This is a genomic window from Corynebacterium sp. KPL1818 (assembly GCF_000478135.1).
In the GTDB taxonomy this organism is placed as follows: domain Bacteria; phylum Actinomycetota; class Actinomycetes; order Mycobacteriales; family Mycobacteriaceae; genus Corynebacterium; species Corynebacterium accolens.
The window spans coordinates 284,828-298,827 of the sequence record NZ_KI515758.1; the positions used below are offsets into that span (position 1 = coordinate 284,828).

The following is a 14,000-nucleotide window of genomic DNA, read 5'->3' on the forward strand; positions in this document are numbered from 1 at the left end:
GTCATCGACGTCTACTCGCGCAAACTTGTCGGACATGCACTCGCCGATCACATGCGGGTATCACTGGTTATCGAAGCTTTGTCCCATGCCAGGAAAGTCCGCGGAAGCCTTAAAGGGGCAATTTTCCATTCTGATCACGGCAGCGTGTACACCTCACAAGCCTTTAGGAACTATTGCTCGTCGTTGGGTGTGCGCCAGTCTATGGGAGCGGTAGGAACGAGTGCTGATAACGCCCTAGCAGAATCGTTTAACGCCACGCTCAAGCGGGAAATCTTGCGTGACAGGAAAGTCTTTGACAATCCGATCTCCTGCCGCCAAGAAGTCTTCCGGTGGTGCATGCGCTACAACACACGCCGACGGCACTCCTGGTGCAATCTTTCAGCTCCTGACGTCTTTGAAGCCGAGAATTCAGCTACACTGACTAGAGCAGCATAGCTAACCCCCGACGTGTCCACTTTCCGGGGGTCAGGCCCAGCTTCTTATCCGACGGGATTGCTCCAAAAGACTCAATGCGAACAGTGAAATACTCACCCTCGGGAACGAAGATGGCAACACCTTGCGGAAATTGGGAGCCCCACTCGCCGTTTTCCTCTCCCGCAGAAATCTGCAACGTATTCAGAGACTTGACGAGCATGGGAGTAGAGAAAGTGGTGATGTCTTTATATGAACTCATTTTGCTCCTACTTTACAAGAGGTTCTCTAAAGGGAGATCCTTATTGATCCAGATTCTTTCCTTAGCACGCTCATTTAAGTCCTCATAGTAGCTTAAGAAATCTCCGATGGACTGCGCTTTTGCATCTGTAGCTTCTTTTGCTCCAGCCCATACAATTTTGTCCGGTTCGGAAAAATCTGCTTTAAGGATCGGATAGTCGCCGGCTAATGTATCGAAAACAATCGAATCAGCGATTTCGTCGTATAAATAAGGTGACCATGTATAGCGTTGGTAGCCTGCCTCATATCCTACGATTGCCGTCTGTTTTAGGGCTTTAACACGGAGGATAAGGGCGATCTCGAAATGAGAAGGACATTGCACTATGAATAATGGAGCTATATCTGTCTTGTTTTTATAGCTGTTTTCTTCAGCTATCCATTTGTTTAGTGCCACCGACAGCTTTATTGCTAATCGGCCAATATCGATTTGTTCGATATCTATCCACATAGATCTTCCATTCCGCACTTCAGAATTTGGGCCTGACCCCGGAAAGTAAACGCATTGTTCTCTTAGACGGCCACACCATCGCGTGTGAACTGTTCCCAGTACGTAGCATGGGCGTAGATTACAATTGTGCCAGCCCGACCGGGCCAGGTATCAGGTAGCCACCAAACAGAGTTCATCTCCGAGGGCAGGAGAGCCCGGAATCCACGCCAAACAACGCAGAAATAAACGATGCCAAAGCGTTACGCCAGGTTGACGACAAGGCTTAGCGTCCGGCAGACGATTTTACTCGCCGGTTATTCCTGATGCCTGTTTTTGATGCGATTGACCAGTACTGCTCCAACTATGGTGAGCAGTATGAGGATGAGAAACCCGAGGATCGACTTGTTTGCGATGCCGACATAACCTGAAATTGCCAGCCCAAATAGTGCAACGACAATCGCATTAGGAGATATTTTATGCCTGTTCATTAGGCCTCTTTCACACTTGATCGTTAAATGGGCCTGACCACCGACAAAACTACTGAATCCGGAAATCCGGCGGCGTACCGACATTGTAGGGCTCTTCCTTAGCCGCAGGTCTGTGATCCGCGCGGTCGGCTCTATTCTAGCCGAACAACATGATGATTGGATCCAGCAAAAGCGCTACATGTCTGTCCTCGATTCAGAAAGAACAGATACACCACTTCTACGGACTTGACCATCCCCGCCACAAACAGAGTATCGAGGATGATTTTTACTCATCCTTTCATCGTGATCCGAACCGGCTAGCACAGCAGGAAGCTGTGTACGGTATTTCCCAGTCAAAGACCGGTTATCACCGTAGAAGAGTGAAAAGGGCTAGTACCACTAGCCCAGACCCACTAACGAGCCAACCTCAACCACGCATCCTGCCGTCTAGCCTCGGAGCCTTAAATCTGTGCGAACGTTCTCAGCTTAGAACGGCAGCTTGAATGGCACGCCTGCTGCGATCTGGTTGTAGGCCCAGTAAATGTAGCCGATGATTTCACCAATCAGGTCGAATGCGCTGGACAAAGCAAACAAGGTTTTCTCCTTCAACTGTCACGAAACTCTTATTTGGGTATCGTAACGCCATAGCACCGCGTTACATCGGTGCAATATTGTGCTTTTTGGGCAGGTCATGCGCAGACTTTGTGGCCAATTGCCGCAGCGCCTGGCGCAGGGCAATGCGCGATTGATTCGGTTGAATCATGGCATCCAAGTAGCCGCGTTCCGCTGCCACGTAGGGTGCCGTCATGGTCTCATCGTAGAAGTCCATGAACATCTTCTTGGTCATCTCGCGCTGCTCTGGGGTCTCGGCGGCCTCGAGCTGCTTGCCCGCAATCATGACCACGGCGGCCGCCGCACCCATGACCGCGATCTGCGCGGTAGGCCACGCCAAGTTAATATCGCCACTCAGGTTCTTCGACCCCATGACGGCATAGGCACCGCCATACGCCTTGCGCACGATGAGCGAGACCTTCGGCACGGTCGCTTCTACGACGGCGAAGGCGAATTTCGCACCGCGGTGAATTAGGCCCACCTTCTCCTGCTCCACGCCCGGTAGATAGCCAGGCGTATCGACGACGAAGACGAGCGGGACATTGTAGGCATCGCAGATGCGGATAAAGCGCGCGCCCTTATCGGCGGCATCGGCATCGATGCAGCCGGCCAAGTGCATGGGGTTATTCGCCACAAAACCCACCGTTTTTCCATCGATGCGGCCAAAGGCGGTGATCATATTCGGCGCGAAGTTTTCTTGGATTTCGATGAGCTCATCGTCATCGCCAAGCTGGGTGAGCAAATCCATCATGTCGTAGCCGGCGTTGGTGTCATCCGGCATGAAGGAATTTAGATCCTCGTCTTCGGTAATTTCGGCATCGGAAGGCGCAGGGAAGGTCGGCGACTCATCAAAGCAGGTCAGCGGCAGGTGATCCAAAATATCGCGCACCATGTCAAAGGCGTCTTCTTCAGAATCCACCACGGCGGAGACGTTGCCGTTGAGCTCCTGCTGGCGGGCGCCGCCCAACTCAGCGGAGGTGACGTCTTCACCGGTAACCTCACGGATGACATTGGGGCCGGTGACATACATTTCCGCTTCCTCATCCACGGCGATGACAAAGTCAGTGGTCACCGGCGCGTAGACCGCGCCGCCGGCGGATTTACCCATCATGATGGAAATCTGCGGGCTGCGGCCTGATAGCGGCAGCTGGCGGCGGGCGATTTCGGAGTACATCGCCAGCGAGGTCACGGCGTCTTGAATGCGGGCACCGCCGGAATCTTGGATACCGATGACCGGGCAGCCAATCTTGATGGCCATATCCATGATCTCAGTGACCTTCTTACCAAAAGTCACACCCACGGAGCCGCCGTAGACAGTCTTATCGTGGGCATAGATACACACTGGTCGACCGGATACGCGGCCATAGCCCGTGACCACGCCATCGGAATAGATGGCCTCCGGGTCACCCGGGGTCTTGCCCAAGGAGCCGGTTTCGACAAAGGAACCTTCATCCAAGAGCTCGTTGATGCGCTGGCGAGGGGTGGTACGGCCTGCCTCGTCGCGGCGTGTGCGGGAACGCTCGCTGCCTGGATCTTGCGCCTCTTCTAGGCGCTTGCGCAGGTCAGCGAGTTTCTCAGCGGTTGTTTGCTTGGCCGCCACGTATCTTCTCCTCGATCCAATCGTTCATATGCTTGCCCACGGTGCCAATGGCTGGCTCGTCCGGCACTGCCAAGTGATCGCCGGGCAGCTGCACAATATCTAGATCCTTAACGATAACGCCCCAGCCGCCATCCGGATCAACCTCAGCGTAGCGCGGCTCCAGCTCGATCGCACCGTCATGCATCCGCTCGGAGCGGAAGAGCAGCACGGGAACGCTGACATCGGCCCAGCGGTGGAAATCGATCTTGGCCAGAATCTGGTTATCCACGAAGGACGCCCGCTGGTGCTCCAAGACGCCGGCGGATAGGCCGTGTTCGGAGGCATCCGTCGTGGCCAAGAATTCCGCCAGCATGGTCATCAGGGCATCCTCGCCCATGGTTTCCAGCATCTCGTACGGAGGCTCGAAGTCCAGGCCATAGGTCTTCTTGGCAAAGGCGGCGTAGCGCTCCCACCGGGCGCGGGTTTCTTCCGGCGTATCCGGTGCCGGGTGGGAAGGCTGCGTGGTATCGAGCAAGGCGATGAACGCGACCTCGGCGCTCTCCTCCCCGCGCTTGCTGCGCTCTGCCAGCTGGTAGGCCACCTCATAGGCCAAGGCGCCGCCAAAGGACCAACCGCCTAGGACGACCTTGCGGCCGCGCGCATAGCGGACGATGTCCTCGATATAGGCGGCGGCTCGCTCTTCTAAGGAGCCTTCAATCCTTTCGACGCCGTAGACGGCGACATCCGCTGGCAACCGGCGGGTCAGTGGCTGATAGACCACCGTGGTTCCACCGGCCGGGTGGAACATGAATACGGCTGGCCCATCAGCCTCGCGCAGGACGCGAATATTGCCTTCAACCTCGGTCTCAAGGCCCTCGCGGACCAGGTCAGACAAGGTTTCCAGCGCCTCAGCGTCGAGGACCTGCTGCGCGGTGACATCGATGTGGGCGCGCTCGCGCAAGCGCTCGGCAATCTGCGCGGCCACTTCCTCAGAGATTGCTGGAAGCGGCGAGGTCACGCCCGCCGGAGCCTTGCCGGTAATGCTTGCCCAGGTGCCAAAGACCATGCGCTCAGAGGCATCGCGCGGGGCGACGCCCACGCCCTGCTCCGAGTCTTGGGTGGTCTCGTCTGCTGCGGACGCGGACTCGGTAGCCGGAGCAGCATCGGCACTGTTCTCACTATTATCTATGCGGCCGCCGGCAACGGCCTCCTCGACCATGGTGATGACGTCTGCCAAGGAGGCATCGCGAAGCGCCTGCACCTGCAGCGGTGGAATCTGGAAGTCATTTTCCACGCGGTTTTTAATGCGCATGCCCATCAGGGAATCGAGGCCCAAGTCAATCAGCGGCAGCTCGCGCGGCAGATCCGAGACGTCATAGCCCATGGATTCGGACACGATAAGCGCCAGGCGGTCCTCGACGGTCTCTTGCCGCGGATCCCAACGCACCGCGTCTACATCCGCGTCATCGGCAGTCGGCTCCGGGGCGGCGCTGCCCTCTGGCACCGCTGCGACCCCAGGGATCGCACCCGCGCCCAAGTCCAAGCCGGAGGCAAAACCTTCCGCCAAGAGCTCGGTGCGCGTGTCCTGCACGCTATAAACGGCGATGGACATGCCGCCGATGGACGTGGTGACCACGGTGGTAATTTCCCCGTACGGCGGGAGATCGCGGTGTTCCTCCGTGGCCACGATGCGCGCCCCAGGCTGCACCGCTTCTGCGGCGGCCTCCACGATGGCCAGCGTGGACGGTGCCTGATCCGCGTTGCTGGAAAAGGCCACCTTGCCCTCCGGCAGGTTCACGCGGGTACCGGGCAGGCCGGATACCCCGGCCGAAGGCCGCGCGTTGGTCCAGAAGCGCTGGCGGTTGAACTGGGTATACGGCGCTTCCGCCTGCGCGCCCGATCCCACTACGGCGGCGAAATTCACCGGGGTTCCGGTTACGTAGAGCTTGCTCAATAGATCCAACAAGGACTCGGTGGGCTCCACCTTGCGCTTTAGGCTATACAGCAATTGCGCATCGGCCTTGCCCACAGCAAACGCGGTAGACATAAGCCCCATGAGCGCCACCGGGTTCGGCGAAATCTCCACCAGCTGGGTGTGACCTGCGGCAAAGGCCTGTTCCGTAGCGTCCTGCAGATATACCGGGTAGCGGGTCATGCGCAGCCAGTAATCCTCATCGTGGACGGTGGTGCCGGGGCGGTAAACCTCACCCTTATCCACGGAGGAAAAGAGCGTTGTGTGCAGCGGGTGGGCCTCCATGCCGGCGATGGCCGCTTCGAGCTCGCCCAAGATCGGATCGACGGCGGAGGTATGCCCCGCCGCCTTCACGTTGAGCGCGCGGGCGAATTTTCCTTCCCCATCGAGTTTTTCCACCAGGTCCAGTACCGCCTGGCGCGGCCCACCCACGGTGGTCATGCCGGGGCCGGTATAGACGGCTGGTTCGATGGATACATCGAGGGCGGCGATGTCCTCGGCGGACAGCTCGACCACGGCCATGGCGCCTTGGTCAGCCTCGCTTAGCGATGCCTCTCCCTCACCCATCAAGCGCGCGCGGTGGCAGGCAATGATCATCGCATCCTGCGCGGAAATGCCACCCGCGGCATAGGCCGCGGCGATCTCACCCATGGACATGCCCATAACGCCCGCCGGGCGCACGCCGAAGGAGGCCAATAGATCCGTTAGCGCGATCTGGATGGCGGTGATGGCGACCTGCGCCGTTTCCGTGTCATAAGTTTGAGAATCGTCCTCAACGATATCCAGGATCGACCAGCCAGATTCGAAATCAACGACCTCGTCGAGTTCTTTCAGCCGCGCGCTAAACAGCGGCGAGAGAGCCATCATGTCCTTCGCCATCTTGCGGTGCTGGGAACCAAAGCCGGAATACACGAAGACCGGTTCCTGCACCTGCGGGGAATCCGCCGCGGCGATGCCGACAGACACCTTGCCCTCGGCCACCTGGCGCAGGCGCTTAATGGCCTCTTCAGTGGAGCTGGCCATGACGACGGCGCGCGAGCGCGCGTGGTTGCGGCGCGCGACCGTGCGCGCTACATCGGCCAAGTCTGGTTGTTCTGCCTCTAAGAAATCCGCGAGCAGTCCCGCCGCACGCGCGCGGCGAGAAGGCAAGAGGCCGGAGACAGGCAACGCCACCGTGCCGGTGGATAGCTGCGGCTCGCTGGTACGCGGGGTGCCCGGGTAATCCGTCAAGACGACGTGGGCATTCGTGCCGCCAAAGCCAAAGCCCGATACGCCGGCCACCTTTTTCCCGGAGTATTCCGGCCACTCGCGCGGGTCTTCAACGACCTCGAGGCGCTCGGCCACGAAATCGATATAGCGGTTCGGGCCAGCGTAATTGATATTCGCGGGAATAATATCGTGCCGCATGGCCTCGATGACCTTGATGAGGCCCACGACGCCCGCGGCGGATTCGGAGTGGCCGATATTGGTCTTGGCAGAGCCCAAGAGCACGGGCGATTCAATGCCGCGCCCAGCGCCCAGCACGCGACCGAGCGCGCTGGCCTCGATGGGATCGCCCAAGATGGTGCCCGTACCGTGGGCCTCCACATAATCTACGTCCTCGGGCGCCACGCCCGCATCCGCGTAGGCGCGGCGCAGCACGTCTTCTTGCGCTTCTGGATTGGGTGCGGTCAGGCCATTCGAGTGGCCATCAGAATTGACGGCAGAGCCCTTGAGGACGGCTAGGATTTCATCGCCATCGGCCTCCGCGTCCTCTAGGCGCTTGAGCACCAGCACACCGGCGGCATCGGCACGCACGATGCCATCGGCGTCATCGGAAAAAGCATGAATGGCGCTGGTAGGAGAGGTGACACCCAATTCCGAAAAGGCGGTGGAGGCGTGCGGAGCGGCCAAGATATTCACGCCACCTGCCAGCGCTACATCGGCGGCGCCGGTGCGCAGATCCTTGATGGCATGGTCGACCGCAACCAAGGAAGACGAGCAGGCCGTGTCCACATTGATAGACGGGCCGCGGAAATCCAGGGCATAAGAAATGCGGTTGGCAACAATTGCCGAGGAATTACCCGTAAGCGCATAAGGGTGCATCTCCGTGGGATCGGCCGTAATCAGCATGCCGTAATCATTATTGGTTGAGCCCATGTACACGCCCGTGTGCGTGCCGCGCAGCTCATTGGCAGGAAGACCAGCGTTCTCCAGCGCGTGCCATACCAACTCGAGCAGGATGCGCTGCTGCGGATCCATGTTCGCGGCCTCCAACGGCGATAGGCCGAAGAACTCCGCATCAAAGGATGCAACATCGTCGATATAACCGCCATCGGTATTTTGCTGCGCGATCTTCTCGCTCATTACCGGATCGGCGCTGTATTCAGACCACCGCCCCACCGGCAGCGGACCAGTACCCGCGCGCGATTCCGCGAGCATGGTCCAAAATTCCGGCACGTCTTTGGCACCTGGGAAACGACCGGACAAGCCGATAACCGCAATATCAGTACCCTGCGCAGCGCGAGTCGAGCGCTGCACGCGCGGGGCATCGTCGCGCCGCCCCGCGGGCTCAGTGAGCAGGCGATTGGCTAGGAGCTCAATCGTGGGGTACTCATACGCCACCGTGGCATCGAGCCGCGTGCCTAAGAGTTTTTCTAATTCACCCGATAGCACTACGGCATCTCGTGAGGAAAGACCATAATTTTCCAGTGGGGTGGAATCTAAAATCTCTGTGGCGGCAACGCCCGTGGCCTGGGATACCCAGTCACGCAGCCATGCACGAAGTTGCTCGATGGTCATAAACCGTCTTTCCTAGTGGGGTTAATAGAACGACAAATACCTATATCGCTCTATTTTGTCACCTTGTTAACTTAACGTCCGAATCCGGCTTTAAGCTTGGTAGTCCTTTTTTGCCACGCGGCGGGCAATCTTATGCGAGGAGGTGCGCTTAATTTCGCCCGGCGCCTTCCACACGATATCGCTCGGGGTAATGCCGTGATTCTTCGTCACGGCCGTGCGAATCGCCTCGCCGGCGGCGGCGTCGCCAGATGGATCCGCGTCATCGGCGCGCTCCACCAAGAGAACCAAGGACTCTGAGTTTTCGCCCTCTACGGCAAAGGCGGCGATGGAATCTGGGCGCACGTGCGCGGATGCGTCCTGCACGGTGCCTTCAATATCTTGCGGGTAGTGATTGCGCCCGGCAACGACGATGAGATCCTTAAGCCGCCCGGTGATATACAGCTCGCCCTCGATGATGGTGGCGAGATCGCCGGTGGCCATCCACCAATCATCCTCCGGCAGGCCATCCTGGATGCGCTCGCCCAGGGTATTGCGGAAGGTAGCCGCGGTTTCTTCTGGACGGTTGAGATAGCCCGTTGCCATATTTTGCCCATGCACCCAGATTTCACCAATGGTGCCCTCTGGGACCTCGGCCTTGGTTTCAGGATCCACGATGGCTAGGTGCTGGAACGAGACGCCCTGGCCATTAGAGGCGAAGGCAACCGTTGCCGCAGACTTTTCTTCAATAACCGCCTTACCGTCCGCCAATTTCTCGCGGTTGAAGTGGGAGATGATCGGGCGCTTGTCACCCTGTGCGGTAGAAACGATGAGGGTGGCTTCCGCCAAACCATAGGAAGGGCGCAGCACGGAGCGCTCGACGCTGAAGGTGTCCAGGAATTTCTGCACGGCTGGTTCCGTCACCGGCTCAGAACCAATGAGGATGCCATCGACGTTGGAGAAATCCGCGTCCTTGCCGTAGCGCGCGGCCAATTCCAGGGCGAAATTGGGCACGGCGGTATAGGTCTTCTTCTCATCCCCCGGCTGGCGGCTGATGCGCTCAACCCACCGGTTGGGGTGTTGGATGAAATCGCGCGGGGTCATCATATCCAATTCGATGCCCAGAATCGTGGTGAATAGCGCCAAGATGATGCCCATATCGTGGTGCATCGGCAGCCACGAGACCACGCGCGGCGGGAACTGCATGTTGATCGCGCGGAAGATCTGCAGCACATTAACCAGGATCGCGCGGTTGCTCAGCTCCACGCCGGCAGGGGTGCGCGTTGAGCCGGAGGTGTACTGCAAGAAGGCGGTGGATTCCACGCCCTCGCCGGCAACCGGCTTCCACGACGCCGCCAAGGAATCTGGCAGCGCATTGGTGGAGATGACGCGCGGGCGCTCCCGCTCGGTGGAGAAATAGGTGCGCACCGCTGCGGCCGATACGCGGTTGGTCAACACAACGGTGGGCTCGCAGTCAGCAAAGACCGCCTTGAGGTGATCCGCGTGGCCTGGCTCATTCGGATCATAGAGCGGAATCGGGGTCATTCCCGCGTACATCGCGCCCAAGAAACCAAAGAGGTACTCCGGGGAGTTGCCCGCCAGGATGGCCACGCGGGTGCCGGGTTCTGCAACCTGTTGCAGGCGCGCTGCCACCACTTTGATCCGCGTATTGATCTCTTGGCGGTTGAGCTCGCGGGAGGTGTCTCCCTCATCGTAGAGCCACTGGCGGATTACTACCTGCGAGGTATCCGTTTCTGCCTGGTAGAGGGTCTCTGCGAGGCCCGCCAAGGTGAGTTCTGCGGGGAGGGCGATATTGCCCTCGGCATCAAAGAACTTCCCCATGAGTTGCTGTATACCCATCGATTCTCCTTTGGTAAATGGTTTTGTTTTAAAAAATATCGATGTTGTAGCGCCTCATGTTACACGGCATCAATCACCCGATGTGCCCAATCCACGACCCACTGGTTCGCAGTAGTCCCATCAATCACGCCGTCGTTGCTGGCGTACTGCGCGTGCACCCCATTGGCCCCGATCAAGTCCTTGGCGCGTTCCAAACCATTGCCCACGCCGGTGGGCGCATCGCACACGGAATCATCTGGGGCACAGATTTGGAAGGTCCTATCCGCGAGCTCGCCGAAGCCGTGCGGGCGCGCGCCGCGCATGGTAGCTCCGGGCACGATGGGCTGGACGAGCCCGGAGACGGGCTCCAAGGCAATCTCGGCACCGATTCCGCCGAGCGCGTGGCCTGGATTTTGGCCCACGCCGTTTTCACGCCGGCCATCTGCGATCAGCGCCACGCCCGCGATATTTTCCGCGGGGATCACGCCTTCGCCACCGCCAATATCATCGGCCACATCGCCGGCGATGACCGCGCCTTGGGAAAATCCGCTCAAAATGAACTTGGTCTGTGGGCAGCTATCGTGCATGCCGCGCAGCTCTTCATTCATCTTCGCGGTGCCCTCATTGCGGGAATCGTCGTAGCTCATCTCCTCCTGCGCATTGATATTTTTAAATTGCGCAGTATACGGAAGGGTCCACACCTTCACATCATCCCCGTAGGCCTCCCGCAACGGCTGCGTAATAGACAGCATGAATGAGCGCGGATTAGCAGAAGGGTTGAGGGGATCATCGTCGGCCGCGGATTCCCAGGTTCCTGGCGCGGAAATAAACTCCACGGCCGGGCACCAATCCGGCTGGGGTTGCTCCGGTGGTGCCGCAGACTCTGACTCCTCGGGGGCGCTAGGCCCCGCCGAGTCCGAGGTCGTGAGGTAATGCACCGCCCCCGCGCCGATCACAACAAGGAGGGCGAGGACGGCAACGACGGTAATGATTTTTCGCATGAACTAGTTGTACCCGGAAAACCTCAAAGGAAGCTAGCAAAGTGCTGAACGTGCGTTGTCCTGCAGCAGCTTGGTGAGCTCGTCAAAGTCCTTATCAGAGCGTTGCTGCTCAATCAGTTGCCCGGCCACTGCGGGAATGGTGATTTCATCCTCGCCGCAAGCGCCCTGGCCAGCACCGAGGAGCTGATCTTCTACCCCATCGACGTTCACGCCTGCATCCTTCAACGAATCCAGATACGCAGCCTCTTCCTTGGGCAGCTGCGCGGACGGGATTTCAGAGATCTCGCGGGCACCGCGGTCCTCCGGGGAGTTCGCGGAACCAGAGCCGTTCCGCGGCTCAGCGGAGCCCTTGGAATCGTCCTTGGACTCGGAGGGCTCCTGCGAGGAGGAAGCACTGCGAGATGCAGACTCGCTACTGCTCGTGGTCGATTCTTCGGAGGTCTTTTCGCGCGACAGCGGCGCCACCGAAGTGTCATTGCCGGAGTCACTATCCACGGTGGCAGAGTCACACCCTGCCAAGCCGAGGCATAAGACCGCTCCTACGAGGGCTAATTTACGCATGCTTACTTCTTTTCAGTCTGTACGCGGCCCATGACTTCACTGATCGTTCCGTGCTGGAACTCCTGCTTCAATCCACCAGCTGCGATTTCGGAGTAATCAGAGGTGGGCCAGCCAAATTCGCCGTGCTCCCAGCCCTTCTTACCCCATTCATCCATGATGGCGCCCTTCAAGATGTAGTGCGCGCCGGATTCTGGGGACCAGTAGATGGAGCCATGTTCAAACTCCTGGAAGAAGCCGCCCTCGACCTTCTTCTCGCCGTCCGTGGGGAAGCCCAGTGGGGATTCGACACCGCCCATATCCTTGTACTTTTTGCCAATGGCACCAAAGGACACCTGGTTCTTGCCGTCCGGGTTGCGGGTCAGAATGCCGTTTTGGAATTCCTGGGTAAAGCCTTCGCCCACCTTCTTGACCGCGCCGGTCGGGTACTTCAGATCGCCGCCTTCGTAGCCCTTCTCGCCCCACTTCTTAAACATGTCGCTGGTAATTTCCCAGGCGCCGGTCTCTGGGCTCCAGTAAATGGAACCGTGTTCGAAGTGCACGAAGCGTCCCTTGCCATCTGGCGTCTTAAGTTCATCGGACTTCGGGAAGCCCAACCAGGAGGTAGGGCCACCGATTTCCGCATAACGGGCACCAATGCGGCCGTGCAGGGCGTGCGCACCGGTCTCCGGGGACCAGTACGCCGTACCGGTTTCGAAGTCTTGTGCCTTGCCCTTATCGGCAACGTCATATTCGTTATTCAGGCAGGAACCGATATGGCCTTCCTTGGTGGCCTTGGCGATCTCGCCTTCGGTCTGACAGTCCGCGCCGCGGTCGGCCTTGTCAATGTTGAGGGCATCCGCAATGTAGGGCCATGCATTTTGCATCTCAAATTGCCAGAATTCCCAGCTGTGCACGCCGGAGGGGCGGAATTGCACCACAGGCTCCACATTGGCGCGCTTCGCGTAATCCACGAAGGTCTGGGTGGACATGCGGGAGATGACCTCCAAGCCCATGCCGGCCAAGCTTGCCTGGCCCTTGGCCACGGAGGTGGCATTGCCAAAGTCATCCTTGCCGTTACCGGCAGAGACATAGACCTGCATGTCCTTGAGGTTTTCGATGCCCAGCTTTGGATCGTGGTCAATCCAGTCCTGCGAGCCCGGCTCGCCCCACATCTTGCGGGAATCGAAGCCACCGGCATCGCGCTGCGCAGCCATGATGGCCTGCGGCATGCCGCGGGTGGTCGTATCAAGGTAGCCGGAGAACGAGCCCACGAAACCAAACAGGTACGGGTTGCGCTCCGCCAGGTTGATCGCAGCGGTACCGCCCATGGACAGCCCAGTGACCGCGCGCTTCTGGTTGGAGCGGTATTCCTTATCCAAGATGGGAACCAATTCCTTGGTCAGGAAGGTCTCCCACTTGTAGTTCTTGCCTGCATCCGGCTGCTGCCAGTCGGAGTAGAAGGAGGATTCGCCGCCCACCGGCATGATGAGGTTGACGTTGCGGTCCGCGTACTGGTTGAGGATATTGGTCTCAATGGTCCAGCCGGACTCGTCATCGCGGGCGCGCAGGCCGTCGAGTGCCCATACCTCAGGGAACTTCTTTTCCGGCTGCGAATACCAGTCGCGCGCGAGCTGGATCTGCACCTTTTGCTCTTGATCCGGCATCGCTGCGGACTTGATATAGACCATCAGGTGGCGGTTAGACAGGTACTCCACACGGTTGATCTTTACGCCATCCGGCAGGCCCTCTACCTCTGGGTACTCGGTCTCCACTGGGGTACGAGCCGGCGGATCCTTGGGCGCAAAGTGGTCAGACAGGCTGCCGCCACCGCCTGGCTGAGCAGAGCTAATATCACCAAGTGAGCTTTGGGCTGTGGCATTGGGCAGCAGGGCCAGTCCAACGGCGATGGCGGTCGGTACGGCTGCTACCGCAAGCCCCTTGCGGGCCTTGCCCGGGGAAGTGTTTTTGCGCATAGGTAAACGTCCTTGAAGATTTACCGCGGCTACATTCCGAAGGTTCCCCTCCTCCGGACTGCCGCCTGCGGCGTGAGCTGTCTATTGTGCGCTTAAGTTTAAGTTGAACTTGAGGCTTAAGA

Annotated in this window: 10 protein-coding genes and 1 pseudogene; 2 read left to right on the plus strand and 9 right to left on the minus strand. The window is 59.0% G+C overall.

The genetic code is table 11. From position 1 onward, the window contains the following. Positions 1 to 435 (plus strand): DDE-type integrase/transposase/recombinase (locus HMPREF1261_RS12215; protein ID WP_023029670.1); only part of this gene is annotated, 435 nt, incomplete at its 5' end. Here the strand turns inward: HMPREF1261_RS12215 and HMPREF1261_RS01195 are convergent. The 3 genes from HMPREF1261_RS01195 to HMPREF1261_RS12815 form a co-directional block, all read right to left on the minus strand. Further along, on the minus strand, positions 422 to 673 hold the full coding sequence (locus HMPREF1261_RS01195) for a hypothetical protein (protein ID WP_023029671.1): 252 nt from the start codon (positions 671 to 673) through the stop codon (positions 422 to 424). The two genes, HMPREF1261_RS12215 and HMPREF1261_RS01195, sit on opposite strands and share 14 nt — an antisense overlap. 12 nt (positions 674 to 685) lie before the next feature. After that, on the minus strand, positions 686 to 1,159 hold the full coding sequence (locus HMPREF1261_RS01200; RefSeq protein ID WP_005279744.1) for a hypothetical protein: 474 nt from the start codon (positions 1,157 to 1,159) through the stop codon (positions 686 to 688). 293 nt (positions 1,160 to 1,452) lie between these two features. Beyond that, positions 1,453 to 1,710, minus strand: a complete 258-nt coding sequence (locus HMPREF1261_RS12815) for a hypothetical protein (protein WP_034657806.1) — start codon at positions 1,708 to 1,710, stop codon at positions 1,453 to 1,455. Between HMPREF1261_RS12815 and HMPREF1261_RS12635 the strand changes: the two are divergent. Continuing rightward, positions 1,667 to 1,855: pseudogene (locus HMPREF1261_RS12635) on the plus strand (transposase); the annotation flags it as partial. The gene HMPREF1261_RS12815 and the pseudogene HMPREF1261_RS12635 overlap by 44 nt on opposite strands. A 405-nt stretch (positions 1,856 to 2,260) precedes the next feature. On the opposite strand, the gene HMPREF1261_RS01210 reads toward HMPREF1261_RS12635, so the two are convergent. The 6 genes from HMPREF1261_RS01210 to HMPREF1261_RS01235 all read right to left on the minus strand — a co-directional run bounded on the left by HMPREF1261_RS01210 (position 2,261) and on the right by HMPREF1261_RS01235 (position 13,878). Next, positions 2,261 to 3,817 carry an acyl-CoA carboxylase subunit beta gene (locus HMPREF1261_RS01210; protein ID WP_023029672.1) on the minus strand — a complete coding sequence of 519 codons (1,557 nt, stop codon included), beginning with the start codon at positions 3,815 to 3,817 and terminating at the stop codon, positions 2,261 to 2,263. Beyond that, entirely contained in the window at positions 3,792 to 8,549 is a 4,758-nt protein-coding gene (locus HMPREF1261_RS01215) for a type I polyketide synthase (protein ID WP_023029673.1), read from the minus strand. The genes HMPREF1261_RS01210 and HMPREF1261_RS01215 overlap by 26 nt, the downstream gene beginning before the upstream one ends. Before the next feature lie 90 nt (positions 8,550 to 8,639). Next, the gene (locus HMPREF1261_RS01220; protein ID WP_023029674.1) at positions 8,640 to 10,385 is read right to left on the minus strand and encodes a FadD32-like long-chain-fatty-acid--AMP ligase; all 1,746 of its coding nucleotides are present in this window, start codon (positions 10,383 to 10,385) and stop codon (positions 8,640 to 8,642) included. 59 nt (positions 10,386 to 10,444) lie between these two features. Then, complete coding sequence (locus tag HMPREF1261_RS01225; protein ID WP_005285228.1) at positions 10,445 to 11,365, minus strand: cutinase family protein; 921 nt, start codon at positions 11,363 to 11,365, stop codon at positions 10,445 to 10,447. Positions 11,366 to 11,398: 33 nt separating this feature from the next. Next, positions 11,399 to 11,926 carry a hypothetical protein gene (locus HMPREF1261_RS01230; RefSeq protein ID WP_005285231.1) on the minus strand — a complete coding sequence of 176 codons (528 nt, stop codon included), beginning with the start codon at positions 11,924 to 11,926 and terminating at the stop codon, positions 11,399 to 11,401. A gap of 2 nt (positions 11,927 to 11,928) precedes the next feature. Beyond that, on the minus strand, positions 11,929 to 13,878 hold the full coding sequence (locus HMPREF1261_RS01235; RefSeq protein WP_023018126.1) for an alpha/beta hydrolase-fold protein: 1,950 nt from the start codon (positions 13,876 to 13,878) through the stop codon (positions 11,929 to 11,931). Between the last annotated feature and the right edge of the window lie 122 nt (positions 13,879 to 14,000).

Coding starts and splice junctions, on each gene's coding strand:
- HMPREF1261_RS01195 (WP_023029671.1), bottom strand. CDS start 673: ATGAGTTCATATAAAGACATCACCACTTTCTCTACTCCCATGCTCGTC.
- HMPREF1261_RS01200 (WP_005279744.1), bottom strand. CDS start 1,159: ATGTGGATAGATATCGAACAAATCGATATTGGCCGATTAGCAATAAAG.
- HMPREF1261_RS12815 (WP_034657806.1), bottom strand. CDS start 1,710: ATGTCGGTACGCCGCCGGATTTCCGGATTCAGTAGTTTTGTCGGTGGT.
- HMPREF1261_RS01215 (WP_023029673.1), bottom strand. CDS start 8,549: ATGACCATCGAGCAACTTCGTGCATGGCTGCGTGACTGGGTATCCCAG.
- HMPREF1261_RS01220 (WP_023029674.1), bottom strand. CDS start 10,385: ATGGGTATACAGCAACTCATGGGGAAGTTCTTTGATGCCGAGGGCAAT.
- HMPREF1261_RS01225 (WP_005285228.1), bottom strand. CDS start 11,365: ATGCGAAAAATCATTACCGTCGTTGCCGTCCTCGCCCTCCTTGTTGTG.
- HMPREF1261_RS01230 (WP_005285231.1), bottom strand. CDS start 11,926: ATGCGTAAATTAGCCCTCGTAGGAGCGGTCTTATGCCTCGGCTTGGCA.
- HMPREF1261_RS01235 (WP_023018126.1), bottom strand. CDS start 13,878: ATGCGCAAAAACACTTCCCCGGGCAAGGCCCGCAAGGGGCTTGCGGTA.